The 26,573-nt window shown below is 58.5% G+C and carries 22 protein-coding genes; 16 read left to right on the forward strand and 6 right to left on the reverse strand.

What is annotated here, in order from left to right; translation table 11 throughout:
- Positions 1–190 precede the first annotated feature (190 nt).
- The 4 genes from AC54XV_RS10320 to AC54XV_RS10335 all read left to right on the forward strand — a co-directional run bounded on the left by AC54XV_RS10320 (position 191) and on the right by AC54XV_RS10335 (position 3,406).
- The gene (locus AC54XV_RS10320; RefSeq protein WP_003366691.1) at positions 191–1,630 is read left to right on the forward strand and encodes an aminotransferase-like domain-containing protein; all 1,440 of its coding nucleotides are present in this window, start codon (positions 191–193) and stop codon (positions 1,628–1,630) included.
- A 114-nt stretch (positions 1,631–1,744) separates the two neighbouring features.
- Positions 1,745–2,386: a translation initiation factor 2 gene (locus AC54XV_RS10325; protein ID WP_496718535.1), complete on the forward strand. Its 642-nt coding sequence runs from the start codon at positions 1,745–1,747 to the stop codon at positions 2,384–2,386.
- A 94-nt stretch (positions 2,387–2,480) separates the two neighbouring features.
- A complete protein-coding gene (locus tag AC54XV_RS10330; protein ID WP_003406159.1) occupies positions 2,481–2,738 on the forward strand; it encodes a YkgJ family cysteine cluster protein in 258 nt (85 codons plus the stop codon).
- Between the two features lie 56 nt (positions 2,739–2,794).
- Complete coding sequence (locus AC54XV_RS10335) at positions 2,795–3,406, forward strand: START domain-containing protein (RefSeq protein ID WP_003406158.1); 612 nt, start codon at positions 2,795–2,797, stop codon at positions 3,404–3,406.
- Between the two features lie 65 nt (positions 3,407–3,471).
- On the opposite strand, the gene gltA is transcribed toward AC54XV_RS10335, so the two are convergent.
- Positions 3,472–4,761 carry a citrate synthase gene (gltA, locus tag AC54XV_RS10340; RefSeq protein ID WP_002552974.1) on the reverse strand — a complete coding sequence of 430 codons (1,290 nt, stop codon included), beginning with the start codon at positions 4,759–4,761 and terminating at the stop codon, positions 3,472–3,474.
- 361 nt (positions 4,762–5,122) lie between these two features.
- Between gltA and sdhC the strand changes: the two genes are divergently transcribed.
- From sdhC to sucD, 9 genes are all read left to right on the forward strand, one after another.
- Positions 5,123–5,497: a succinate dehydrogenase, cytochrome b556 subunit gene (gene sdhC / locus AC54XV_RS10345; RefSeq protein WP_003423585.1), complete on the forward strand. Its 375-nt coding sequence runs from the start codon at positions 5,123–5,125 to the stop codon at positions 5,495–5,497.
- Positions 5,491–5,859, forward strand: a complete 369-nt coding sequence (sdhD, locus tag AC54XV_RS10350) for a succinate dehydrogenase, hydrophobic membrane anchor protein (RefSeq protein ID WP_003316551.1) — start codon at positions 5,491–5,493, stop codon at positions 5,857–5,859. The genes sdhC and sdhD overlap by 7 nt, the downstream gene beginning before the upstream one ends.
- Before the next feature lie 3 nt (positions 5,860–5,862).
- Entirely contained in the window at positions 5,863–7,635 is a 1,773-nt protein-coding gene (sdhA, locus tag AC54XV_RS10355) for a succinate dehydrogenase flavoprotein subunit (RefSeq protein ID WP_003394562.1), read from the forward strand.
- Positions 7,636–7,647: 12 nt separating this feature from the next.
- A complete protein-coding gene (locus tag AC54XV_RS10360; RefSeq protein WP_003316554.1) occupies positions 7,648–8,352 on the forward strand; it encodes a succinate dehydrogenase iron-sulfur subunit in 705 nt (234 codons plus the stop codon).
- Between the two features lie 259 nt (positions 8,353–8,611).
- The gene (locus AC54XV_RS10365; RefSeq protein ID WP_003366703.1) at positions 8,612–11,443 is read left to right on the forward strand and encodes a 2-oxoglutarate dehydrogenase E1 component; all 2,832 of its coding nucleotides are present in this window, start codon (positions 8,612–8,614) and stop codon (positions 11,441–11,443) included.
- A 41-nt stretch (positions 11,444–11,484) separates the two neighbouring features.
- Complete coding sequence (gene odhB, locus AC54XV_RS10370; RefSeq protein WP_011267377.1) at positions 11,485–12,720, forward strand: 2-oxoglutarate dehydrogenase complex dihydrolipoyllysine-residue succinyltransferase; 1,236 nt, start codon at positions 11,485–11,487, stop codon at positions 12,718–12,720.
- A 172-nt stretch (positions 12,721–12,892) separates the two neighbouring features.
- The gene (lpdA, locus tag AC54XV_RS10375; RefSeq protein WP_011267378.1) at positions 12,893–14,329 is read left to right on the forward strand and encodes a dihydrolipoyl dehydrogenase; all 1,437 of its coding nucleotides are present in this window, start codon (positions 12,893–12,895) and stop codon (positions 14,327–14,329) included.
- Positions 14,330–14,537: 208 nt separating this feature from the next.
- Entirely contained in the window at positions 14,538–15,704 is a 1,167-nt protein-coding gene (sucC, locus tag AC54XV_RS10380; protein WP_003316561.1) for an ADP-forming succinate--CoA ligase subunit beta, read from the forward strand.
- Complete coding sequence (gene sucD / locus AC54XV_RS10385; RefSeq protein ID WP_003316562.1) at positions 15,704–16,585, forward strand: succinate--CoA ligase subunit alpha; 882 nt, start codon at positions 15,704–15,706, stop codon at positions 16,583–16,585. The genes sucC and sucD overlap by 1 nt, the downstream gene beginning before the upstream one ends.
- Positions 16,586–16,683: 98 nt before the next feature.
- Here sucD and AC54XV_RS10390 read toward each other — a convergent pair whose 3' ends face one another.
- Positions 16,684–17,259 (reverse strand): GNAT family N-acetyltransferase, encoded by a 576-nt coding sequence (locus AC54XV_RS10390; RefSeq protein WP_058398553.1) that lies wholly within the window; start codon positions 17,257–17,259, stop codon positions 16,684–16,686.
- Positions 17,260–17,560: 301 nt separating this feature from the next.
- On the opposite strand from AC54XV_RS10390, the gene brnQ reads away from it, so the two are divergent.
- Positions 17,561–18,874 carry a branched-chain amino acid transport system II carrier protein gene (gene brnQ, locus AC54XV_RS10395; RefSeq protein ID WP_003406141.1) on the forward strand — a complete coding sequence of 438 codons (1,314 nt, stop codon included), beginning with the start codon at positions 17,561–17,563 and terminating at the stop codon, positions 18,872–18,874.
- A gap of 94 nt (positions 18,875–18,968) precedes the next feature.
- Here the strand turns inward: brnQ and AC54XV_RS10400 are convergent, their stop codons facing one another.
- Complete coding sequence (locus AC54XV_RS10400; protein WP_002552985.1) at positions 18,969–19,229, reverse strand: lipoprotein; 261 nt, start codon at positions 19,227–19,229, stop codon at positions 18,969–18,971.
- Positions 19,230–19,542: 313 nt separating this feature from the next.
- Here AC54XV_RS10400 and htpG point away from each other — a divergent pair, with 313 nt between their 5' ends.
- Together htpG and AC54XV_RS10410 are read left to right on the forward strand one after the other, a co-directional pair.
- The gene (gene htpG / locus AC54XV_RS10405) at positions 19,543–21,450 is read left to right on the forward strand and encodes a molecular chaperone HtpG (protein WP_003406139.1); all 1,908 of its coding nucleotides are present in this window, start codon (positions 19,543–19,545) and stop codon (positions 21,448–21,450) included.
- Positions 21,451–21,540: 90 nt separating this feature from the next.
- Positions 21,541–22,269, forward strand: coding sequence for a dienelactone hydrolase family protein (locus AC54XV_RS10410; RefSeq protein ID WP_003406137.1), 729 nt, complete (start codon positions 21,541–21,543; stop codon positions 22,267–22,269).
- Positions 22,270–22,636: 367 nt separating this feature from the next.
- Here AC54XV_RS10410 and fabB read toward each other — a convergent pair whose 3' ends face one another.
- The 3 genes from fabB to AC54XV_RS10425 all read right to left on the reverse strand — a co-directional run bounded on the left by fabB (position 22,637) and on the right by AC54XV_RS10425 (position 26,545).
- Complete coding sequence (gene fabB / locus AC54XV_RS10415) at positions 22,637–23,860, reverse strand: beta-ketoacyl-ACP synthase I (protein ID WP_003406135.1); 1,224 nt, start codon at positions 23,858–23,860, stop codon at positions 22,637–22,639.
- Positions 23,861–23,870: 10 nt separating this feature from the next.
- On the reverse strand, positions 23,871–24,386 hold the full coding sequence (gene fabA, locus AC54XV_RS10420) for a 3-hydroxyacyl-[acyl-carrier-protein] dehydratase FabA (protein ID WP_003316569.1): 516 nt from the start codon (positions 24,384–24,386) through the stop codon (positions 23,871–23,873).
- 221 nt (positions 24,387–24,607) lie between these two features.
- Complete coding sequence (locus tag AC54XV_RS10425) at positions 24,608–26,545, reverse strand: ATP-binding protein (protein ID WP_011267381.1); 1,938 nt, start codon at positions 26,543–26,545, stop codon at positions 24,608–24,610.
- Between the last annotated feature and the right edge of the window lie 28 nt (positions 26,546–26,573).

A 26,573-nucleotide genomic window follows, 5' to 3' on the forward strand; every position in this document is an offset into this window, starting at 1 on the left:
GGAAACGGCCTCGGGCTTTTTTGTCTTTAATCACGTTGATTATGGCGTTTCTGCCCGCGTTTATTTTCACTCAGCAAGCATCAATGCTGGCCTGATTTCAAACTGTTCCCGTACACTTCCGATCTGTGCCGGTTATTACGCATCTGTATGTTCAAAAATAATAAATCACCGGTCTTTTTGAGGCTGTGTCATGACCAATCTCTTGCTCTACCAGCGTATCGCTCAGCAGTTGGCCGAAGACATCCGTCGTGGTGTTTATCAGCCCGGCGAGCGGGTGCCGTCCGTTCGCAAAATGAGTTCGCAGCTCAACGTCAGCCATGCCACTGTATTGCAGGCTTACGCGAACCTTGAAGACCAGGGGCTGATCCGGGCACGTCCTCAGTCCGGCTATTACGTCCATCAAACGCCTGCGCTGACGGCATCGACCCCGGATATCGCGCGGGTCGAGCGGCCCGGCCTGGTTACACGCAGCAGCATTATCCAGCAGGTCCTCGAAGAGTCCCGCCGCGAAGGCGTGTTCGCCCTCGGGGCTGCGGTGCCCCATGTGGATTACCTGCCGGTACGCGCGCTGCATCAGCAACTGGCCAAGGTCACGCGTTTTCACAGTCCGCGGGCCTTCAGTTACATGTTCAGCCCCGGCTTCGAACCCTTGCGCAGGCAGGTCGCGATTCGTATGCGCGACGCCGGGGTGGTGGTCGATCCGTCTGAAGTGGTGATCACTCACGGCTGCGTGGATGCGCTGCAGATGGCCCTGCGGGTGCTGACCCGGCCCGGCGATCTGATAGCCGCCGAATCGCCAGCCTATTACGGGTTGCTGCAACTTGCCGACCTGCTGGGTTTGAAGGTCATCGAAATCCCCAGTGATCCGGCCACCGGCATCAGTCTTGAAGCCTTGCAGCTGGCGGCCAATCAATGGTCCATCAAGGCTCTGGTGCTGACCTCACGGCTGAGCAATCCACTGGGCGGCACCATGCCGGAGGAGCGGCAGAAAAATCTGCTGCGGCTCACCTCGGATTTCGATATCCAGGTGGTTGAAGACGACGTCTATGGCGAGTTGATGTTCGAAGTAGGGCGGACCAAGGCGCTCAAGGCGTTCGACCGGTTGGGGAGGGTGATTTACTGCTCGAGCTTCTCCAAGACGTTGTCGCCGGGTGTGCGCATCGGCTGGATGATAGCCGGCAAATACCAGGCGGAAATTCAGCGCCTGCAAACCTTCAGCACTCACTCGGCGTGCAGCGTCACGCAAATGGCTGTCGCGGCTTACCTCGAAAACGGCGGCTACGATCGGCACCTGCGCTTCATCCGTCTCGAATACCGCAAGAATCTCAGTGCCTATCAGCTGGCGGTGCAGCAGTTCTTCCCCGAAGGCACGCAGATGAGTCGTCCCGCGGGAGGCTTTATCCTCTGGGTCAGTCTGCCGGGCAGGGTCAACACCCAGGAGTTGCACGTGCGTGCGCTCGAGCAGGGCATCAGCATTGCGCCCGGATTGATTTTCAGTAACACCGAGCAGTTCAACCACTGTATTCGTTTGAATTGCGGCATGAAATGGAACAAGGAAGCCGAACGGGCCTTGATGACATTGGGGATTCTGGCCAAGCAGTTATGTCAGGAGGCTGTTCAGGCGTATTGATCGGCAAAGATTTTTGTCAATTCTTCGGAACTCTTGTCTTGTCAGGTTGGCCTCAAAAGGACAGCATGTGTTTCTTTCCGGCTTTTTGCCACTGTCTTGCCTGACTCTTTGCCTATGAATGTTTTTCGCTGTCTCGGATTGCTTGTCGTCGTACTTCTGAGTGGTTGTGACGCTCCGGACACCTCTGTGCCCAAACCCAAGACCGAGGCGGTCATCACCGCGCCGGTATCGCCCGAGGTGCATCTGAAGACTGAGGCACCTGCGCAGGCAGCCGCCACCGATGCCAAGCAAATCAAGGCGCCGGACACCATGCATCAGCTGATGCCGGGCGTGCCTGTCGTGCCTGTGGTGGTCGGAAAGGAAAAATCAGAACCTGCAGCACCTCAGAGCGTCAAATCGGCGACTTCCGAAAAATCCTCTTCCAGGGTTGTGGCAGCCAAGGCGCCTGCGAGCAAGCGCAAGAACGCCAAGGATGTCAAGACCGCCAGCGTCAAGGATGTGCGAATCAAAGCACCCAAGCTGGACCTGAGCCTGCCTCCCGAGCTGGTCAAGGAGCTCGACCCGCCTGCCAAGGTGATTACCAACAAGCGCAAGCCGATATTGCCGCAGATGTTCAGCGACAAGGGCGATTCTGCGAACCCCGGCCCGTTCGAGCTCGAGGGGCGATTGCTGACCAACGAAATGCAATTGCAGATGCGTAATGACAACCGTCGCGATGTAGAAGGTGCTGCGCTGGACTTCAAATTCAAGCAGTAAGTCCTGCCTGTCGTCCGATACGGCGTTTTCAAACAGACGTTTTGACGGTTAATATCCTTTCTCTTTTTCAATGTTCAAACAAGGGTGTCTGGTCATGGACTGCCGTTCCGGTTGTGGCGCGTGCTGCATAGCGCCTTCCATCACGTCTCCCATACCCGGTATGCCCGACGGAAAGCCTGCTGGCGAACGCTGTCTGCATCTGTCGGTCGAGTTTTTGTGCGCCTTGTTCGGCAGGGCTGAGCGGCCCGCGGTGTGCAGTCAGTTCAAGGCGGCAGAGGATGTCTGCGGTGCCGATCAGGCGGATGCCATTCGCCTGATCGGTTGGTGGGAAAAAGCCACTGCGGTGGCCTGAAAAAGTGTTTTCGAGCACAAATGCTTCTTCGGAACTTCAAAACAAGGAATAAAACAATGGGTCCGCTGTATCGCATGGCTGTTGCTTGTGGCTTCACTGTAATGCTTGCCGGAACGGCGCAGGCTGAAGAGTGGAAAGAGGTCAAGAATCAGGATGGCATCAAGGTCTCGTTGAGCGACGTGCCTGGTTCCGATTACAAGGCGTATCAGGGTATTGCGCTGATCAATGCCAGCGTAAGCAAGTTGCGTGCGCTCCAGGAGGATGTCACGGGGGCCTGCGCCTGGATCCATGAGTGCAAGTTGCAGAAAGTGCTCAAGCACGAAGGCAACAAGACCTGGACCTACAGCCAGTTCAATACTCCCTGGCCGGTGACGCCTCGCGATTCGGTACTGTTGATCACCACTCAGGAAGGTCCTGACGGGAGTGTTACCCGCAACCTCGAAGAGCAGCCTTCGTATATCCCCGAGGAGAAGGGGTATGTGCGCGTAACCGAGGTCAAGGGCTTCTGGAAAATGGTGCCCAAAGGGCCGAACCAGACTGAAGTGACCTATCAGGTTCACACCGAGCCGGGTGGCAGTGTGCCGTCGATGCTGGCCAACAAGTTCGTTGTCGATGCGCCGTTCAATACCTTGAAAGCGCTCAGGGAGCGTGCCGCGCAAACCAAATGATCCGCACCGGATAGCGCGCATAAAAAAAGGGCTGCCAATGGCAGCCTTTTTTTTGCGTGTGGCGCTTACTTGCGGTCTTGCAGGGCGACGATGTCGCGTTGCACGTTGCCGGTGTACAGCTGGCGAGGGCGACCGATCTTGTAAGGGCTGGAGAGCATTTCCTTCCAGTGCGAGATCCAGCCGACAGTCCGCGCCAGGGCGAAGATCACGGTGAACATGCTGGTCGGAATGCCGATGGCCTTGAGGATGATGCCCGAATAGAAGTCGACGTTCGGGTACAGCGAGCGCTCGATGAAGTACGGATCGGTCAGGGCGATCTCTTCGAGGCGCATGGCCAGTTCGAGTTGAGGATCGTTGGTGATGCCCAGCTCTTTCAGTACTTCGTCGCAGGTCTGCTTCATTACAGTGGCGCGCGGGTCACGGTTCTTGTAGACGCGGTGACCGAAGCCCATGAGCTTGAACGGATCGTTCTTGTCCTTGGCCTTGGCAATGAACTTATCGATGTTCGACACATCGCCGATTTCATCGAGCATGGTCAGTACCGCTTCGTTGGCGCCGCCGTGGGCAGGGCCCCAGAGCGCTGCGATGCCGGCTGCGATACACGCGAACGGGTTGGCGCCCGAAGAGCCTGCCATGCGCACGGTGGAGGTCGAAGCGTTCTGCTCGTGATCGGCGTGGAGGATGAAGATCTTGTCCATCGCCTTGGCCAGCACCGGGCTGATCGGTTTGATCTCGCACGGGGTGTTGAACATCATGTGCAGGAAGTTTTCCGCGTAGCTGAGGTCGTTGCGCGGGTACATCATGGGCTGACCCATGGAGTACTTGTAGACCATCGCTGCCAGGGTCGGCATCTTGGCGACCAGGCGTACCGCGGAAATCTCGCGGTGCTGCGGGTTATTGATGTCCAGCGAGTCGTGGTAGAACGCTGACAGGGCACCGACTACGCCACACATGACGGCCATCGGGTGGGCGTCGCGACGGAAACCGTTGAAAAAGGTCTTGAGTTGCTCGTGAACCATCGTGTGGTTCTTGACCACGGCCACGAACTGGGCTTTCTGCTCGGCGGTGGGCAGTTCGCCGTTGAGCAGCAGGTAGCAGGTTTCGAGGTAGTCGGACTGCTCGGCCAGTTGTTCGATCGGGTAGCCGCGGTGCAGCAGAATGCCATTGTCACCATCGATGTAGGTGATCTTCGAATCGCAAGACGCCGTGGACATGAAACCAGGGTCAAATGTGAAGCGGCCGGTGGCGGTCAGGCCGCGTACGTCGATCACGTCCGGACCCACTGTACCGGTCAGAATTGGCAGCTCGACGGGGGCAGCGCCCTCGATGATCAACTGCGCTTTTTTGTCAGCCATGTGGCCTCCTATTTATGCTTCAAATCATCAGACAGGCCCCCCACGCAGGGCCCGCATCACTATAGTGAGATAAATTCTAAAGTCAATTTGCCTAAAGTCGTGTTCCGCAAGGGCCCGGCCGTGGATTTTGCAGACGGTTTACTGCCGTTTACGCCTTTTGTCGCGGCAATGCAATGCGCTATTGGCGGTACGTCTGCGCGTTGTCATTAGTAACCTAACTGTCTATACTCGGCGTCCGACCGCCAGAGGCTTTTGGCCTGTTTCAAGGGGGTCGTCACTTCCTGGGTGGTGGGTACCTGACCAGTGCACTTCCCAACAACTTGCCCTGATTGTTAGGGGCTCTTCAGTGTGAAAAAAAGCCGTGAATAGCCAACGACCTGTAAATCTAGACCTAAGGACCATCAAGCTCCCAGTCACCGCTTACACGTCCATCCTTCACCGCATCTCCGGTGTCATCCTCTTTGTCGGTATTGCAATCATGCTGTATGCAATGGACAAGTCGCTGGCTTCCGAAGAGGGATTTGGTGAAGTCAAGGCGTATATGACCAGTCCGCTGGCCAAGCTGATCATCTGGGGACTTCTGTCTGCCCTGCTGTACCACCTGGTGGCCGGTATTCGTCACCTCATCATGGACTCGGGGGTAGGCGAGACGCTTGAAGGCGGCAAGCTGGGCTCCAAAATCGTTATCGCGGTCTCCGTGATTCTGATTCTTCTGGCGGGAGTATGGATATGGTAACCAACGTCACCAACCTGTCGCGTTCGGGTCTCTATGACTGGATGGCTCAGCGTGTTTCCGCAGTCGTGCTCGCGGCTTATTTCATCTTCCTGATCGGCTACATGGTCTTTCACCCGGGTCTGAGCTACGCCCAATGGCATGGTCTGTTCGCTCACAACGGAATGCGTATCTTCAGTCTCCTGGCCCTCGTTGCCCTTGGCGCTCACGCCTGGGTCGGCATGTGGACCATCGCGACCGACTACCTGACGCCGATGGCGCTGGGCAAGTCCGCCACTGCAGTACGTTTCCTGTTCCAGGCGGTATGCGGCGTTCTGATGTTCGCCTACTTCGTCTGGGGCGTGCAGATTCTTTGGGGTATCTGATCCATGGCTAACATTAATGCGCTTTCTTTCGACGCCATCATCATTGGTGGTGGCGGTGCCGGCATGCGCGCTGCGCTGCAGCTCGCCCAGGGCGGTCACAAGACTGCCGTGGTCACCAAGGTCTTCCCGACCCGCTCGCATACCGTATCCGCCCAGGGTGGCATCACCTGTGCAATCGCTTCCGCCGATCCGAACGATGACTGGCGCTGGCACATGTACGATACCGTCAAGGGTTCCGACTACATCGGTGACCAGGACGCTATCGAATACATGTGTTCCGTAGGTCCGGAAGCGGTCTTCGAGCTCGAGCACATGGGCCTGCCGTTCTCCCGTACCGAGCAGGGCCGTATCTACCAGCGTCCGTTCGGTGGCCAGTCCAAGGACTTCGGCAAGGGCGGGCAGGCTGCCCGTACCTGCGCTGCTGCCGACCGTACCGGTCACGCGCTGCTGCACACCCTGTATCAGGCCAACCTGAAGGCGGGCACTGTATTCCTCAACGAATACTATGCAGTGGATCTGGTGAAGAACAACGATGGCGCCTTTGTCGGCATCATCGCGATCTGCATCGAGACGGGCGAAACCTCGTACATCCGCGCCAATGCAACCGTGCTGGCGACCGGCGGTGCAGGCCGTATCTACTCGTCGACCACCAACGCCCTGATCAATACCGGTGACGGTATCGGCATGGCGCTGCGTGCCGGCGTACCGGTTCAGGACATCGAAATGTGGCAGTTCCACCCGACCGGCATTGCCGGCGCAGGTGTACTGGTCACCGAAGGTTGCCGCGGTGAAGGCGGTTACCTGATCAACAAGCACGGCGAGCGTTTCATGGAGCGTTACGCTCCGAACGCCAAGGACCTTGCCGGTCGTGACGTTGTGGCACGTTCCATGGTCAAGGAAATCATTGCCGGTAACGGCTGTGGTCCCGATGGCGATCACGTGATGCTCAAGCTCGATCACCTTGGCGAAGAAGTGCTGCACAGCCGTCTGCCAGGCATCATGGAACTGTCCAAGACCTTCGCTCACGTCGATCCTGCGACCGCGCCGATTCCTGTCGTACCGACCTGCCACTACATGATGGGCGGCGTTGCCACCAACATTCATGGCCAGGCGATCACTCAGGATGCGGCGGGCGTCGATCAGATCATTCCTGGTCTGTTCGCGGTCGGTGAAGTGGCTTGCGTATCGGTTCACGGCGCCAACCGTCTGGGCGGCAACTCGCTGCTCGATCTGGTGGTGTTCGGCCGCGCGGCGGGTATCCACCTGGAGCAGGCCCTGCGTGAAGGCGTCGATTATGCGCGCGCTTCCGAGTCCGACATCGATGCTGCCCTTGCACGCCTTGCCGGCCTGAACGAGCGCACCACCGGTGAAGACGTTGCAACCCTGCGTAAAGAACTGCAGAGCTGCATGCAGAACTACTTCGGTGTATTCCGTACTGGCGAATACATGCAGAAGGGTATTGCCCAGCTGGCTGATCTGCGCGTACGTATCGCCAACGTCAAGATCAACGACAAGAGCCAGGCGTTCAACACCGCCCGTATCGAAGCGCTTGAACTGCAAAACCTGCTGGAAGTTGCCGAAGCCACGGCGATTGCCGCAGAGCATCGTAAAGAGTCCCGCGGCGCTCACGCTCGTGAAGACTTCGAAGATCGCGATGACGAGAACTGGTTGTGCCACACCCTGTATTTCCCGGGTGACAAGAGTGTGACCAAACGTGCCGTGAACTTCTCGCCGAAAACTGTCCCGACTTTTGAACCGAAGATTCGGACTTATTAAGGGGTGACCGATATGTTGCAAGTCAGTGTTTATCGTTACAACCCTGATCAGGACGCTGCACCATTCATGCAGGAGTTTCAGGTCGATACCGGTGGCAAGGACCTGATGGTGCTGGACGTGCTGGCCCTGGTCAAAGAGCAGGATGAAGGCTTTTCGTACCGTCGCTCGTGCCGTGAAGGCGTGTGCGGTTCCGACGGCATGAACATCAACGGCAAGAACGGCCTGGCCTGCATCACGCCGCTGTCGGCTGTCGTTGCCAAAAACAAGCTGATCGTACGTCCGCTGCCGGGTTTGCCGGTTATCCGTGACCTGGTCGTCGATATGAGCATCTTCTACAAGCAGTACGAGAAGGTGAAGCCGTTCCTGCAGAACGACACGCCGGCTCCGGCCATCGAACGTCTGCAAACGCCGGAAGAGCGCGAAAAGCTCGATGGTCTGTACGAGTGCATCCTGTGCGCTTGCTGCTCGACTTCCTGCCCGTCCTTCTGGTGGAACCCCGACAAGTTCCTGGGTCCTGCTGCACTGCTGCAAGCCTACCGTTTCCTGGCTGACAGCCGTGATACTCGCACCAGTGAGCGTCTGGCTTCGCTTGATGATCCGTTCAGCGTATTCCGCTGCCGCGGCATCATGAACTGCGTCAACGTCTGTCCGAAGGGCCTTAACCCAACCAAGGCTATCGGTCACGTGCGCAACATGTTGTTGCAGAACGGCGTCTGATTCATTGCTTTATCTGTTACACCGTTACACCGAAGTGGCTACGGCGCAGGCTTCAACCGGCGCCGTAGTTTTAACCTGAGCAGTAGCTCGCAAAGCTGCGGCTCTTATTTTGAAGAAATGAGACCAGCAGGGGCATCCGGGCTGGTACCCGGACTATCTGCGTGATCCCTGGTGACTTGATACAGTCGCTGCACACGACTATTTCAGGATTGCTCTGGTGTCTTCGCCGGTGGTGTCCCCTTACCGAGGGTGACCAAGCATGCAAGAAAGCGTGATGCAGCGCATGTGGAACAGTGCCCACCTATCCGGTGGTAACGCTGCCTATGTGGAAGAGCTCTATGAGCTTTACCTGCACGACCCTAACGCTGTGCCAGAAGAATGGCGCACCTACTTTCAGAAGTTGCCAGCTGATGGCAGCTCTGCCACTGATGTATCGCACTCGACCATTCGCGATCATTTCGTGTTGCTGGCCAAAAACCAGCGCCGCGCTCAACCGGTATCCGCCGGCAGTGTGAGCAGCGAACACGAGAAGAAGCAGGTTGAAGTGCTGCGACTGATCCAGGCATATCGGATGCGTGGCCACCAGGCTGCCCAACTCGATCCGCTGGGCCTGTGGCAGCGCCCTGCGCCTGCGGATCTGTCGATCAATCATTACGGCTTGACCAATGCCGATCTTGATACGACCTTCCGTGCCGGCGACCTGTTCATCGGCAAAGAGGAAGCGAGCCTACGCGAAATTCATGAAGCGTTGCAGCAGACATATTGTCGCACCATTGGCTCCGAGTTCACTCACATCGTGGATTCCGAGCAGCGCAACTGGTTCATGCAGCGTCTCGAGAGTGTTCGTGGCCGTCCGGTGTTCTCGGCTGACATTCAGAGCCACCTGCTCGAGCGTGTTACCGCAGCCGAAGGCCTCGAAAAATACCTGGGCACCAAATACCCGGGCACCAAGCGTTTCGGTCTGGAAGGCGGCGAAAGCCTGATTCCGATGCTCGACGAGCTGATTCAGCGTTCCGGGTCCTATGGCACCAAGGAAGTCGTAATCGGCATGGCCCACCGTGGCCGCCTCAACGTACTGGTGAACACCTTCGGCAAGAATCCTCGCGACCTGTTCGACGAGTTCGAAGGCAAGAAGAAAGTGGAGCTGGGTTCCGGTGACGTCAAATACCACCAGGGCTTCTCTTCCAACGTCATGACCGCAGGCGGTGAGGTTCACCTCGCCATGGCCTTCAACCCGTCTCACCTGGAGATCGTGTCTCCGGTGGTCGAAGGGTCGGTGCGTGCACGTCAGGATCGTCGCAACGATCCGAACGGTGACAAGGTTCTGCCGATTTCCCTCCACGGCGACGCGGCCTTTGCCGGCCAGGGCGTGGTCATGGAAACCTTCCAGATGTCGCAGACTCGCGGCTTCAAGACGGGCGGCACGATCCACATCGTCATCAACAACCAGGTGGGCTTCACCATCAGCAACCCGCTGGACTCGCGTTCCACCGAGTACGCCACCGACGTTGCCAAGATGATCCAGGCGCCGATCCTCCACGTGAATGGGGATGATCCGGAAGCCGTGATGTTCGTGACCCAGCTGGCCATCGATTACCGCATGCAGTTCAAGCGCGACATCGTGATCGATCTGGTCTGCTACCGTCGCCGTGGTCACAACGAAGCTGACGAGCCGAGCGGTACCCAGCCTCTGATGTACCAGCAGATCACCAAGCAGCGCACCACGCGCGAGTTGTATGCCGAGCATCTGATCAAGACCGGCGTTCTTGACGATGCCCGCGTTCAGGCCAAGGTCGACGACTACCGCAGCGCGCTGGACAACGGTCTGCACGTGGTGAAAAGCCTGGTCAAGGAGCCGAACAAGGAATTGTTCGTCGACTGGCGTCCATACCTGGGCCATGCCTGGACTGCGCGTCACGACACCCGCTTCGATCTCAAGACCCTGCAGGAACTGTCCGCCAAGCTCATGGAGCTGCCGGAAGGCTTCGTCGTGCAGCGTCAGGTTCAGAAAATCTACGAAGACCGCCAGAAGATGCAGGCCGGTGGCTTGCCGATCAACTGGGGTTATGCCGAAACCATGGCGTACGCCACACTGGCCTTCGAAGGTCATCCGATCCGCATGACGGGGCAGGACATCGGTCGCGGTACGTTCTCGCACCGTCACGCCGTACTGCACAACCAGAAAGACGCCGGGACCTATATCCCGCTGCAGAATCTGTACTCCGGTCAGCCACGTTTCGACCTGTACGACTCGTTCCTTTCGGAAGAGGCCGTACTGGCATTCGAATACGGTTATTCGACCACCCAGCCTGATGCACTGGTTATCTGGGAAGCCCAGTTCGGCGACTTCGCCAACGGTGCCCAGGTGGTTGTCGACCAGTTCATCACCAGCGGCGAGCACAAGTGGGGCCGTCTGTGCGGTCTGACCATGCTGTTGCCTCATGGCTATGAAGGGCAGGGGCCAGAGCACTCGTCGGCCCGTCTGGAGCGTTACCTGCAATTGTGCGCCGAGCACAACATTCAGGTGTGCGTACCGACGACTCCGGCGCAGATCTATCACTTGTTGCGTCGTCAGGTCATCCGTCCGCTGCGCAAGCCGCTGATCGTGCTGACACCGAAGTCGCTGCTGCGTCACAAGCTGGCTGTTTCGACCCTGGAAGATCTGGCCGAAGGCTCGTTCCAGACCGTCATTCCGGAAATCGACACCCTCGATCCGGCCAAGGTCACGCGTCTGGTGCTGTGCAGCGGCAAGGTTTACTACGACCTGCTGGAAAAACGCCGTGCCGAAGGGCGTGAAGACATCGCCATCGTTCGCCTCGAGCAGCTGTATCCGTTCCCTGAAGATGATTTGATGGAAACCATCGCGCCTTACACCAACCTGCAGCATGTGGTCTGGTGTCAGGAAGAACCGATGAACCAGGGTGCCTGGTACAGCAGTCAACACCACCTGCGTCGCAGCATGGGCAACCACAAACGTGAACTCGTTCTCGAGTACGCCGGTCGTGATGCTTCTGCCGCTCCGGCGTGTGGTTACGCTTCGATGCACGCCGAGCAGCAGGAAAAACTGCTGCAAGATGCCTTCACTGTTTAACGCCTTCGCGCATTAGAAACCGAATTAAGGAATTACAGATAATGGCTATCGAGATCAAAGCCCCCTCTTTCCCGGAATCCGTTGCCGACGGCACCATTTCCAAGTGGTACAAAAAAGAGGGCGATGCGGTAAAGCGCGACGAGATGCTGGTCGATATCGAGACTGACAAGGTTGTCCTCGAAGTGCTGGCCGAAGCTGACGGCGTGATGGGAACGATCACCAAGGAAGAGGGTGCCATCGTCCTGTCCAACGAAGTGCTTGGGACATTGAATGACGGTGCTACAGCATCTGCAGCTCCGGCACCTGCTGCTGCGCCTGCCGCGGCACCTGCTTCGGCACCCGCCGCTGCACCGGCTGCAACTGCTGGCGAAGAAGACCCGATTGCTGCGCCTGCTGCGCGTCAACTGGCTGAAGAAAACGGCATCAACCTGGCCAGCGTCAAGGGCACTGGTAAAGACGGCCGTATCACCAAGGAAGACATCGTTGCTGCCGTTGAAGCGAAGAAATCCGCTCCGGCCGCTGCGCCTGCTGCCAAGCCTGCTGCTGCCGCTGCTCCTGTCGTCGCCGCTGGCGATCGCACCGAGAAGCGTGTACCGATGACTCGCGTGCGTGCAACGGTTGCCAAGCGTCTGGTCGAAGCCCAGTCGAACATGGCGATGCTGACCACGTTCAACGAAGTCGACATGACCGAAGTCATGGCACTGCGTTCCAAGTACAAGGACCTGTTCGAGAAGTCGCACAACGGCGTACGCCTGGGCTTCATGTCGTTCTTCGTCAAGGCTGCCACCGAGGCGCTGAAACGCTTCCCGGCCGTCAACGCGTCGATCGACGGTTCCGATATCGTTTACCACGGCTATGCCGACGTCGGTGTCGCGGTTTCCAGCGATCGCGGTCTGGTCGTACCGGTCCTGCGTAACGCAGAGCACATGAGCCTGGCTGAAATCGAAGGCGGCATCGCCACCTTCGGCAAGAAAGCCCGTGACGGTAAACTGTCCATCGACGAGATGACCGGCGGTACGTTCACCATCACCAATGGTGGTACTTTCGGTTCGATGATGTCGACGCCGATCGTCAACCCGCCACAGGCTGCAATTCTGGGCATGCACAACATTCTGCAGCGTCCGATGGCAGTCAATGGTCAGGTTGTGATTCGCCCGATGATGTATCTGGCGTTGTCCTACGATCATCGTTTGATCGACGGCAAGGAAGCGGTAACCTTCCTCGTGACCATCAAGAACCTGCTGGAAGATCCTGCTCGTCTGCTGCTGGATATCTGATGGAGTAGCCTCGAGCTGCAAGCTTCAAGCTTCAAGTCAGAAGCGAAAGGCGAGCAGTCGGGGCTGATGTGTTTCACCTAATTCAATAGGTCGCAAGTCGGCCTCGCGATGAAACGCGGACTGACTTGCAGCTTGCAGCTAAAAGCTCGCAGCTATAGAGGAATTCTTTTTTATGTCCCAGAAATTCGACGTGGTAGTGATTGGCGCAGGCCCTGGCGGTTATGTTGCCGCCATCAAGGCTGCGCAACTTGGTCTCAAGACTGCCTGCATCGAGAAGTATCAGGACAAAGAGGGCAAACTGGCCCTCGGCGGTACCTGCCTGAACGTGGGTTGCATTCCTTCCAAGGCACTGCTCGACAGCTCCTGGAAATTCTATGAAGCCAAGAACGGTTTCAGCGTACATGGCATCTCCACCTCCGACGTGAGCATCGACGTTCCGGCGATGATCGGCCGCAAGTCGACCATCGTCAAAGGCCTGACCGGCGGCGTTGCCAGCCTGTTCAAGGCCAACGGCGTGACCACGCTGCAGGGCCACGGCAAACTGCTGGCCGGCAAGAAAGTCGAGCTGACCGCTGCCGACGGCACTGTCGAAATCATCGAAGCGGACCATGTGATCCTGGCTTCGGGTTCGCGTCCTATCGACATTCCACCCGCTCCGGTTGATCAGAAAATCATCGTCGACTCGACCGGTGCTCTTGAATTCCAGCAGGTTCCACAGCGTCTGGGCGTCATCGGCGCTGGCGTGATCGGTCTGGAACTGGGTTCCGTGTGGGCTCGCCTGGGTGCTCAGGTCACCGTTCTGGAAGCGCTGGACAAGTTCATCCCGGCAGCCGACGAAGCGGTTTCCAAGGAAGCACTGAAAACCTTCAACAAGCAGGGCCTGGACATCAAGCTGGGCGCTCGCGTGACCGGTTCCAAGGTCGAAGGCGAACAGGTTGTGGTCAGCTACACCGACGCTGCCGGCGAACAGTCGATCACCTTCGATCGTCTGATCGTTGCCGTGGGCCGTCGTCCGGTTACCACTGACCTGCTGGCTTCGGACAGCGGTGTCGATCTGGACGAGCGCGGTTTCATCTACGTCGATGACTACTGCACCACCAGCGTACCGGGCGTATACGCCATCGGTGACGTGGTTCGCGGTCTGATGCTGGCGCACAAGGCCTCGGAAGAGGGCATCATGGTTGTCGAGCGCATCAAGGGCCACAAGGCCCAGATGAACTACAACCTGGTCCCGTCGGTTATCTACACCCACCCGGAAATCGCCTGGGTAGGCAAGACCGAACAGACCCTCAAGGCCGAAGGCGTTGAAGTCAATGTCGGTACGTTCCCGTTCGCAGCCAGTGGCCGTGCCATGGCAGCCAACGACACCGGCGGTTTCGTCAAGATCATTGCCGACGCCAAGACCGACCGTGTTCTGGGTGTTCATGTGATTGGCCCGAGCGCTGCCGAACTGGTACAGCAGGGCGCAATCGCGATGGAGTTCGGCACCAGTGCAGAGGACATCGGCATGATGGTCTTCTCGCACCCGACCCTGTCCGAAGCGCTGCATGAAGCTGCACTGGCTGTGAATGGCGGCGCCATCCATATCCAGAATCGCAAGAAACGCTAAGACAACAAGAGAAACCACGGCGCAGTGCCCGTCGTTGGCCTTGCAAGCAGGGCTTACCGCGGAATCTGCGCCGGACTCGACCTCTCAGGCGGCTTCATGAGTGTCCCACGGCATTTGCGGAGTCCACCCGGAGTAGCGGTCACAGGTGGTGCGGCACGCTGACGTGCAGCACCGAATGCGCAGTACCTAAACGAAGACGGTAATAAGCATGAATCTTCACGAGTATCAGGGTAAGCAGCTGTTCGCTGAGTACGGCCTGCCAGTATCCAAGGGTTACGCGGTAGACACCCCGGAAGCAGCAGCAGAAGCCTGCGACAAGATCGGCGGGACCGAGTGGGTCGTCAAAGCCCAGGTTCACGCAGGTGGTCGCGGTAAAGCGGGCGGCGTAAAGCTGGTTCGCAGCAAGGAAGACGCTGCAGCGTTCGCTCAACAGTGGTTGGGCAAGCGCCTGGTGACTTACCAGACTGACGCCAACGGTCAGCCAGTGACCAAGATCCTGGTCGAGTCCTGCACCGACATCGCCAAAGAGCTGTATCTGGGCGCTGTGGTCGATCGTTCCAGCCGTCGTATCGTGTTCATGGCTTCCACTGAAGGTGGCGTGGACATCGAGAAGATCGCTCACGACACTCCTGAAAAGATTCTCAAGGCCACCATCGATCCACTGGTCGGCGCTCAGCCGTTCCAGGGTCGCGATCTGGCATTCCAGCTGGGTCTGGAAGGCAAGCAGGTCACTCAGTTCGCCAAGATCTTCACCGGTCTGGCCAAGCTGTTCCAGGACCATGACCTGGCATTGCTGGAAGTGAACCCGCTGGTGATCAAGGCTGACGGCGATCTGCACTGCCTGGACGCCAAGATCAACATCGACGCCAACGCCATGTACCGTCAGCCAAAGCTGAAGGGCTTCCACGATCCTTCGCAGGACGATCCTCGCGAAGCTCACGCAGCCAAGTTCGAACTGAACTACGTTGCGCTGGAAGGCAACATCGGCTGCATGGTCAACGGTGCCGGCCTGGCCATGGGTACCATGGACATCGTCAACCTGCATGGCGGCAAGCCTGCAAACTTCCTTGACGTTGGCGGCGGTGCCACCAAGGAACGCGTTACCGAAGCGTTCAAGATCATCCTGTCCGACGCCAACGTCGCTGCAGTACTGGTCAACATCTTCGGCGGCATCGTTCGTTGCGACATGATTGCCGAAGGCATCATCGGTGCAGTGAAAGAAGTCGGCGTTAAAATCCCGGTTGTTGTGCGCCTTGAGGGCAACAACGCTGAGCTGGGCGCTAAAGTACTGGCAGAAAGCGGTTTGAACATCATCGCTGCTACCAGCCTGACCGACGCTGCTCAACAAGTTGTCAAAGCCGCGGAGGGCAAGTAATGAGCGTCCTGATCAATAAAGACACCAAGGTTATCTGCCAGGGTTTCACTGGTTCGCAAGGTACCTTCCACTCCGAGCAAGCCATTGCCTACGGCACCAAGATGGTGGGCGGCGTGACACCAGGCAAGGGCGGCACCACGCACCTGAACCTGCCCGTGTTCAACACTGTTAAAGAAGCAGTAGACACCACTGGCGCAACCGCCAGCGTGATCTACGTTCCGGCTCCTTTCTGCAAGGATTCCATCCTTGAAGCAGCGTTCGGCGGCATCAAGCTGATCGTTTGCATCACCGAAGGCATCCCGACCATCGACATGCTGGAAGCCAAGGTCAAGTGCGACGAGCTGGGTGTGGTCCTGATCGGTCCTAACTGCCCAGGCGTCATCACTCCGGGCGAGTGCAAGATCGGCATCATGCCAGGTCACATTCACTTGCCAGGCAAGGTCGGCATCGTGTCGCGTTCCGGCACCCTGACTTACGAAGCTGTGAAGCAGACCACTGACGCCGGTTTCGGTCAGTCCACCTGTGTTGGTATCGGCGGTGACCCGATCCCTGGCTCGAACTTCATCGACATCCTGAAGCTGTTCCAGGAAGATCCTAAGACCGAAGCGATCGTCATGATCGGTGAGATCGGCGGTTCGGCTGAAGAAGAAGCGGCTGCCTACATCAAGGCACACGTGACCAAGCCGGTTGTTTCCTACATCGCTGGTGTGACTGCTCCTCCGGGCAAGCGCATGGGCCATGCCGGTGCAATCATCTCGGGTGGTAAAGGTACTGCAGACGAGAAATTCGCTGCACTGCAGGACGCTGGCGTGAAAACCGTGCGTTCCCTGGCAGACATCGGCAAGGCCCTGGCCGAGCTGACCGGTTGGCCGACCAAGTAAGCCTCGCTTGCTTTTCGGGTAATCGACAAAAGCCACCTTCGGGTGGCTTTTGTTTGGGCGGGTGAAAAGGTGGCGGGGCGTCCTGGTCCTGTTTTCGTCTATCGATTGTTATTCATCTGCCATTCCTGACGGGTCAACTCCCATATCTGCTCCTGTGTGGTTCCGCAGACAAACTGCGCTTCCTGAACGGTCACAAGGCGCATGCCTTCGCGCCGCGACAGGCGGCACGACGCTTCATTCAAGGCCGATTTGGCCACGCGCAACACGGGGCGTTTGAGGGTTTCAAACCAGAAACGGTCGATGGCCACGCAGACCTCCGACATCAGGCCCAGCCCCTGATAAGGTGGGGATAGCCAGAACCCGCGATTGTTGTCCTCTTCATCCATCATGCACGCGGCACCGATCAGATGATCCTGTTCGCCGCGAAGGCGAATCGACCAGTGCCATTCCTCACCGTTCTGCATGGCCGGCAAGGCGTCCTCGCGGATATAACGCAGCGCTTCTCCGTCCGGATAAGGCCAGGGCACGTGGTGAGTCAGATAACGCACCACTTCCCACTGGTTGAACAGGCTTTGCATCGCTGCGGCGTCGTCAAGCTGCAAGGGCTGCAGGACCAGGCGCGGCGTGAACAGGGTCGGTGTGGGTATCGCGCTCAGATGGGTGATGTCAGGCATGGAAATAAGCTGCCGGGTATAGAGAGGAGGCCCAATCTATCCGTTAGGAAACGGCTGGTCTGTCAGGCATTTCTGGTTTTACAGCGGCTTTTGCAATTGCCAGTTCAAGGTGCGTCGTCGGGTGGCTCGCCCTGAGACAGTGCATTTTCCAGCGAAGTTGGCTACCCTGTCCGCCGTTTTTGCGTTGCCCTCACGAGGGGCGTTTCGCAAGGTACTGCCACGTCTTACGCCGACGGGCTGCGTCTGCCCCATTCATGGGTGACGTCCCATCCCTTATTTCGATTCCGTGTGGTCCCTCGTAATGAAAGTGTTGAAAGGCCAGGACATCCTGGCACTCGGTTTTATGACATTTGCCCTGTTCGTCGGGGCTGGCAACATCATCTTTCCCCCCATAGTGGGTCTGCAGGCCGGGCCGCATGTATGGATGGCGGCGCTGGGCTTTCTGGTCACCGCGGTTGGCTTGCCGGTCATTACCGTGATCGCTCTGGCCAGGGTCGGGGGCGCGATGGATGCCCTGAGCAGTCCGATTGGCAAGATCGCCGGCGGGGCGCTCGCTGCCGTCTGCTACCTGGCGGTCGGCCCTTTGTTCGCCACTCCGCGTACCGCTACGGTCTCGTTCGAAGTCGGTCTGGCGCCGCTGACCGGCGACACCCCGATGGCATTGTTCCTCTACAGTCTGGTGTATTTTCTGGTGGTGTTCTGGGTTTCGCTGTACCCGGGGCGCTTGCTCGATACCGTCGGACGCTTTCTGGCGCCGCTCAAGATCATCGCGCTGGCAGTGCTGGGCATCGCGGCATTCGCCTTGCCGGCAGGCGGAATAGGGGAGGCGGAGCCCGCGTACGCCGTAGCACCGTTTTCCCAGGGCTTCATCAATGGTTACCTGACCATGGATACGCTGGGGGCGCTGGTCTTCGGTATCGTCATCGTCAACGCGATCCGCTCTCGCGGTGTCGAATCGCCCCGTCTGATCACGCGTTACGCGATCATTGCCGGGCTGATTGCCGGAGTCGGGCTGGCGCTGGTGTATGTCAGCCTGTTTCGCCTCGGTTCCGGCAGCCACGCCGTGGCGGCAGGTGCCAGCAACGGCGCGGCGGTTCTGCATGCCTACGTACAGCACACCTTCGGTTCGCTGGGCAGCGGATTCCTGGCCGTGCTGATTTCCCTGGCGTGTCTGGTCACTGCGGTAGGCCTGACCTGTGCCTGCGCCGAATACTTTGCCAAGGTGCTGCCGCTGTCCTACAGAACGCTGGTGATCATCCTCGCCGTGTTCTCGTTGCTGGTGTCCAATCTCGGGTTGACCAAACTGATCCAGTTTTCGATTCCGGTGCTCACGGCGATTTACCCGCCGTGCATCGTTCTGGTCGCGCTGAGCTTCTGCAAGGAGCTCTGGCAGAGCCAGGGACGCGTGGTGGCGCCTGTGATGCTGGTTTCGCTGGTGTTCGGCCTGATCGATGCGCTGAAGGGCGCCGGTTTCGGCGACGCGCTGCCCGATGTTCTGAGCCATCTGCCGCTGGGTGATCAGGGGCTTGCATGGCTGGTGCCCGCTGTTGTCACGCTGGCAGTTGCTGTGGTGGTAGACAGGGTCATGGGCAAGCGCAGCGAGGCGCTGGCTTGAAGGCCGTGCTTTAGACGATTGCGCAGGAAAAAAACGTGTTGCATGAAGAGGCCCGCTATAAGCGGGCCTCTTTAGTTCTGAGAGCGTCTCAGCCTTACTTGGTGGCTGGTGCTGCTTCTGGCGCCTTGTTGGCGTTTTCATTGGTGCGCTGCTGAGCGGCTTCAGCGTTCTTCTGAGCGGCTTCCTGGCTTTCCTTGGCCGCGTCATTCACTTTTTCCTGAGCCTTTTCCATCGACTCCTGGGATTGCTGAGCTGCCTTGTTGGCATCTTGCTGGGTGTTTTCGGACTTTTTGTCACAGGCGGCAAGGCCCAGGGTGGCAGAAAGCATCAAGGCATAGGCTAAAGATTTACGCATGGGGTGTTTCTCCTTATTGATTATTCACGAGCCTAAGAGCCTGCCCCCGAGGGTTAAGTTCCACCGGTGACGACAATAATGGAGGGCGTTGTTTCACGGTCGTTACAGGCTGATCAAAGCGCGCCGGTCATGAGCCGTTCCGGCAAGCTCCGAGCAGGCTGGTTCGCCTCGTGCCCGATGCACGAAACACGCTCCAGGCATCATTGGCTCTTGAAATCCCCGACCCAGCCCCCACCTTGATGACTACCCGCTGTCACACAGGCTGCTGCCTGACCGTGACGGCTTATACCATCCAGATCGGAGTTTGATGATTATGAGTGTGGAAACTCAAAAGGAAACCCTGGGCTTCCAGACCGAGGTAAAGCAACTGCTGCACCTCATGATCCATTCGCTGTATTCCAACAAGGAAATTTTCCTTCGCGAACTGATCTCGAACGCGTCTGACGCGGTCGACAAATTGCGTTTTGAAGCGTTGTCCAAGCCCGAGTTGCTGGAAGGCGGCGCGGAGCTGAAAATTCGTGTGAGCTTCGACAAGGACGCGAAGACCGTTACGCTTGAAGACAACGGCATCGGTATGAGCCGTGAAGACGTGATCACCCACCTGGGCACGATCGCCAAGTCCGGCACCGCCGATTTCATGAAAAACCTGTCGGGCGACCAGAAGAAGGACTCGCACCTGATCGGTCAGTTCGGTGTGGGCTTCTACTCGGCGTTCATCGTTGCTGATCAGGTCGAAGTGTTCAGCCGTCGTGCCGGCACGCCAGCGAGCGAAGGTGTGCACTGGTCTTCCAAGGGCGAAGGCGAGTTCGAAGTCGCCACCGTCGACAAGGCTGATCGTGGCACCCGTATTGTTCTGCACCTGAAAAACGGTGAAGAGGAATTCGCTGACGGCTACCGCCTGCGCAACATCATCAAGAAATACTCCGACCATATCGCCTTGCCGATCGAGCTGCCCAAAGAGCAGGCTCCGGCAGCCGAAGGCGAGGAGCCTGCGGCGCTGGAATGGGAAACCGTCAACCGCGCCAGCGCGCTCTGGACCCGTCCGCGCACCGAGGTGAAGGACGAGGAGTACCAGGAGTTCTACAAGCACGTCGCGCACGACTACGAGAACCCGCTGAGCTGGAGCCATAACAAGGTCGAAGGCAAGCTGGAATACACCTCGCTGCTGTACGTGCCTGCGCGTGCGCCGTTTGATCTGTATCAGCGCGAAGCACCGCGTGGTCTCAAGCTCTACGTGCAGCGCGTGTTCGTGATGGATCAGGCCGAGTCGTTCCTGCCGCTGTACATGCGCTTCGTCAAGGGCGTGGTCGACTCCAATGACCTGTCGCTGAACGTTTCCCGCGAAATCCTGCAGAAAGACCCGATCATCGACTCGATGAAGTCGGCGCTGACCAAGCGCGTGCTGGACATGCTGGAGAAGCTGGCGAAAAACGAGCCCGAGAAGTACAAGGGCTTCTGGAAAAACTTCGGTCAGGTCCTCAAGGAAGGTCCGGCAGAAGACTTCGCCAACAAGGAAAAAATCGCCGGTCTGCTGCGTTTCGCGTCGACGTCCGACGACAGCGGCGAACAGAGCGTTTCCCTGGCCGAGTACCTGGCGCGCGCCAAGGAAGGTCAGGACAAGATTTACTACCTCACTGGCGAATCCTACGCACAGGTCAAGAACAGCCCGCACCTTGAGGTCTTCCGCAAGAAAGGCATTGAAGTGCTGTTGCTCACCGATCGTATCGACGAGTGGCTGATGAGCTACCTGAGCGATTTCGATGGCAAGGGCTTTGTGGATGTGGCGCGTGGTGACCTGGACCTGGGCAATCTCGACTCCGAAGAGGACAAGAAGGCTCAGGAAGAGATCGCCAAGGACAAGGAAGGCCTGATCGAGCGTCTGAAAGCCGCCTTGGGTGAGTCGGTAAGCGAAGTGCGGGTTTCCCATCGCCTGACCGATTCGCCTGCAATTCTGGCCATTGGCGAGCAGGATATGGGTCTGCAGATGCGTCAGATTCTGGAAGCCAGCGGGCAAAAGGTGCCGGATTCCAAGCCTATCTTCGAATTCAACCCTGCCCACCCGTTGATCGGCAAGCTCGATGCCGAACAGAGCGAAGACCGCTTCGGCGATCTGTCGCACATCCTGTTCGATCAGGCTGCGCTGGCCGCTGGTGACAGCCTCAAGGATCCGGCCGCTTACGTGCGTCGTCTGAACAAGTTGCTGGTAGAACTGTCGGTTTGATAGCCGGTTGACAAGAAACCCGCCTCGGCGGGTTTTTTGTTTCAGTTCCCGCGACACGTCTTTCATCTCTCCAACGATCAGGAGTCAGTAATGAGCAGCACTATCGAAATTCGTTCTGTGGTCTATCAGATTGATGGTCAATCTTATGAAAGCCGCCTGGTATACGACACAAAAGCGACTGCTGCACAGCCAGGTCTGTTGATGGCGCCCAACTGGATGGGTGTCAGCCAGGGTGCCGAAGACATTGCCAAAGCCGTGGCCGAGAAGGGCTACGTGGTATTGCTGGCTGATCTTTATGGCCAGCAGATTCGCCCGAGTAACAATGACGAAGCAGGCGCCGCCATGACGCCGCTGAAGAACGACCGTGGTTTGTTGCGCAAGCGCATGCAGGCAGGTCTCGATCAGTTGCTGAGTCAGGCGGATGTTTCGCTGGATGTAAGCAGAATCGCAACGTTCGGCTTCTGCTTTGGCGGCTGCTGCTCGCTGGAGCTGGCGCGTACCGGTGCCGAGCTGAAAGCCGCGATCTCCTTCCACGGCACGCTGGACACACCCAATCCGGCTGACGCCAAAAACATCAAGGGCTCGGTGCTGGTCCTGCACGGTGCTTCTGACCCGTTGGTGCCGAAAGAGCAACTGCCGGCTTTCGAAGATGAAATGAACGCCGCTGGCGTGGACTGGCAGCTATACAGCTACGGCGGCGCATTCCATTCCTTCACCGATCCGCACGCCAACGTGCCGGGGATGATGATGTACGATCCCAAAGTGTCGAGTCGCGCGTTCAAGTCCATGCATGACCTGCTGAACGAAGTGTTCGGCTGAAGGAACACTGTCCCCGCAGGCGTGCTGGAGAACACTGTCGTGCCCATGCCCCGCGTGGACATGCCGTTCTGGACGCTCTGCGTCCTCTGCTGCATTCCCACGCTGGAGCGTGAGGAACGAGAGGTGTTCGGAAGATCCATCTCTCGCAGGCGCGCCGGAGAACACTATCGTGCCCATGCTCCCCGTGGGCATGCCGTTCTGGACGCTCTGCGTCCTCTGCTGCATTCCCATACTGGAGCATGAGCAGCGAGAGATGTTCTGAAGATCCATTGTCCCCGTAGATATACCGAAGAACACTAGCCACTTTGCCCGACTCACAAAAAAGGCGCCTCGAAAGGCGCCTTCTTTGTTTGCGACAAAAGCAGTATTACTTGCCCGCCCAGCGTTTCAACACCAGCGTGGCGTTGGTGCCGCCGAAGCCGAAGCTGTTGCTCATGACCAGATCGAGCTTCGCATCTTCCTGGGTCTTGAGCAGGATAGGCATGTCGGCAACCACCGGGTCCAGCTCGTCGATGTTGGCCGAACCTGCGATGAAGTTGTTCTCCATCATCAGCAGGCAGTAGATCGCTTCGTGGACACCTGCGGCGCCCAGCGAGTGGCCCGACAGGCTCTTGGTGGAGCTGATCGCCGGAGCGTTGGCGCCGAATACTTCGCGCACGCCCTCCATTTCCTTGGCGTCGCCGACCGGGGTCGAGGTGCCATGGGTGTTGATGTAGTCAATGGCACCGGAGTCGATATCGCCCAGCGCCATCTTCATGCAACGAATGGCACCTTCACCGCTGGGTGCGACCATGTCGTAGCCATCGGAGGTCGCGCCGTAACCGACGATTTCTGCGTAGATCTTCGCGCCACGCGCCAGAGCGTGTTCGAGTTCTTCGACAACCACCATGCCGCCACCACCGGCAATGACGAAACCGTCACGCTTGGCATCGTAGGCACGCGAGGCTTTTTCCGGCGTCTCGTTGTACTGGGTGGACAGCGCGCCCATCGCGTCGAACAGGAACGACTGGCTCCAGTGCTCTTCTTCGCCGCCACCGGCAAAGACGATGTCCTGCTTGCCCAGCTGGATCTGCTCGACAGCGTTGCCGATGCAGTGTGCGCTGGTGGCGCAGGCGGACGAGATGGAGTAGTTCACACCCTTGATCTTGAACGGCGTGGCCAGGCAGGCCGAAACGGTGCTGCCCATGGTCCGCGTGACGCGGTAAGGGCCGACACGCTTGACGCCTTTTTCACGCAGGGTATCCAGCGCTTCCATCTGGTTCAGGGTCGAGGCGCCGCCGCTGCCGGCGATCAGACCGGTACGCACGTTGGAAACCTGCTCGTCGGTCAGGCCCGAATCGGTAATGGCGTCTTTCATCGCCAGATAGGCATAGGCTGCCGCATGGCCGACGAAGCGGAAGATCTTGCGATCGATCAGTTCTTCCAGATTCAGGTCGATGGAGCCGGAAACCTGGCTACGCAGACCCATTTCGGCATATTCCGGGTTGAAGCGGATGCCAGGGCGGTTAGCACGCAGGTTAGCGGTGACGGTGTCTTTGTCATTGCCCAAGCAGGAAACAATACCCAGACCAGTGATAACGACGCGGCGCATGCGAGTACCCTTAGAAATTTTCAGTGGAAGTGAACACGCCGACCCGGAGGCCTTCGGCGGTATAGATTTCGCGACCGTCGACACTCACCGAACCGTCGGCGATGGCCAGGTTCAGCTTGCCCTTCAGGACGCGCTTGATATGGATGTTGTAAGTGACTTTTTTGGCGGTAGGCAGAACCTGACCGAAAAACTTCACTTCGCCTGAACCCAGGGCGCGGCCACGGCCGGGGTTGCCCTGCCAGCCAAGATAGAAGCCAACCAGCTGCCACATGGCGTCGAGGCCCAGGCATCCGGGCATGACCGGATCACCTTCGAAGTGGCAGGCAAAGAACCACAGGTCCGGATTGATATCCAGTTCGGCGACCAACTCACCCTTGCCGAACTTGCCGCCCTCGTCGCTGATGTGCGTGATGCGATCAACCATCAGCATGTTGGGGGCGGGCAGTTGCGCATTACCTGGGCCGAACAGCTCGCCACGACTGCAGCGCAGCAGGTCTTCCCGGGTAAAGGCGTGTTGTTTGGTCATGCGAGCTCCTCAATAATCTTGTGCGGCAGGTTGTGGCGCCACTGGCCCGAACGCCAGTCCTGGCGCGATAATTTCGCCAGGACCCTGTCCGGCAGCCTACTCATAGACTGTTGCGTTGTAATGAAAGTCACAGCGCAGGTGAAATCAAGGTACACCTGTACACTGAATTTTGTCATTCAGCCGATTTTGCTGGCCGATCTGGATGCCAAGACTGCCGTAATTTAACATTTATCGCCAGTCGCAGGTGCTTCAAAGGACAGCCAGCGCTGTAAAACCTGCTGTAAATCAGCATGTTTGAAGGGCTTTGGCAGGTAATCATCCATTCCTGCCTGCAAACAGGCGTCCCGGTCCCCCTGTAACGCGTTGGCTGTCAGGGCAATGATTGGGATTCGTTCCAGCCCGGAAAGTTGCCTGATTCGACGGGTGGCCTCGTAGCCATCCATGACCGGCAGTCGGCAATCCATGAGAATCAGCGCGTGGTTGCCTGCACGTGCCTTCATCACCGCTTCGGCCCCGTCGACGGCGATATCGACCTCACATCCCAGATTACGCAACATGGCCTGCACCACCGTGCGGTTCACCGGGTTGTCTTCGACCAGCAGGATACTGCGCTCCCGGCCATGTGCATCGAGTATCGACAGCGGTTTGGCAATAGCCACCGAGGCATCGCGCGAGAGGGGCAGGGGGATCTGCAGCGTGAACAACGAGCCCGAACCTTCCTTGCTCTCGGCGTACAAGGTGCCGCCCATGCGTTCGGCCAGGGTCCGTGCAATCGGCAGCCCCAGCCCCGTGCCGCCGTAACGCCTGGAAATGGAGCTATCGGCCTGCTTGAACGCATCGAACATCGATTCCAGTCGCTCGGCGTCGATACCGATGCCGCTGTCCTGTACCGCACAGGTAAAGTGCAGCCGCTCATCGTCGAGCATTGCCCACCTGGCGTCCACGCAGACCTTGCCTCGCTCGGTGAATTTAAGTGCGTTGCCGATCAGGTTCACCAGAATCTGGCGAATGCGGGTCGGATCGCCTATGACGTTCATGGTCTCCAGGCCTGGCTGAATGTGCAGCTCCAGCAGCAGGTTGCGTTGCGCGGCGCTGTGGTTGAAGGCGTGGGTCGAGGCGCTGACCAGCTCAGCCAGGTTGAACGGTATGCCTTCCATTTGCAGGGCATCGCGCTCAATGCGGGAAAAGTCGAGGATGTCGTTGATGACCCGCAGCAGATGCTCGGTGGATTCGGTCGCCAGCGTCGCGTACTCGCTCTGCTCATGGGTCATGTGCGTGGTTTCCAGCAACTGCAGCATGCCCAGTACGCCGTTCATGGGGGTACGCAGCTCATGACTCATCATGGCCAGAAAATCCGATTTGGCGCGGTTGGCCTGTTCGGCTTCTTCCCGCGTCTGGATCAGTTGTGCCACCGAGCGCTGCTGCTCGAGGCTGGCGCGATGCAGGTTCTCTGCCAGGTTGTTGATGTGCCGCGCCAGCGCGCCCAGCTCGGCGTCATCGCTGACCGGCATGGGCGTGTGGTAATCGCCCTGTTGAATCGCCTTGAGGGCTTCGCCCATATCGCTGATGGGTCTGGACAGGCTCAAGGCCAGGCTGCGCGCCAGCAGAAAGGCGAACAACAAGGCGACCATCGCCAGGACGCCGGCCTTGAGCAGTATCTCCTGCTGACGTCGGCTGAATGCTTCGCTGGACATGCCCACCAGAACCCGCCCCAGATAACTCTGTGAAGCGCCCTGCGCGGGTTGGCCTTTTCCTGCGGCCGGCGCGCCGGGATTGCCGTGAATGGTGGTGCGCTGCGGTTGGACGGGGGCGAGGAAGACTTCCATCTGCCGGGTCTGCTGCTCGTTTTCACGCGGCTGGTCTATGTAGATCACGGCGGTATTGGAGCTGTCCTGAATTTCCACATAGCGAACGCTGGGCATGGACAGGGTGGCGCGCATCAACGCCTTGAGCCCCTCGATATCGCCCGTGGTCACGCCCGGCTCGACCGCGGTCGCCAGTTGATTGGCGATCAGTTGCCCGGTGTGATTGAGCTCCTGACGCAGGTCCTGAATACGTACGAAGGTAAAAAAGCTGATCAGCAAAGCCGTCAGCAACAGGGCAGGGCCAAGGCTGATGATCTGCGTGCGGGTATTGATGTCCCAGTGCCGAAACTTCATCGGCTGTGCGCCTCGCGCGCAAGGCACG

It is taken from the genome of Pseudomonas fragariae (ex Marin et al. 2024), assembly GCF_059621105.1.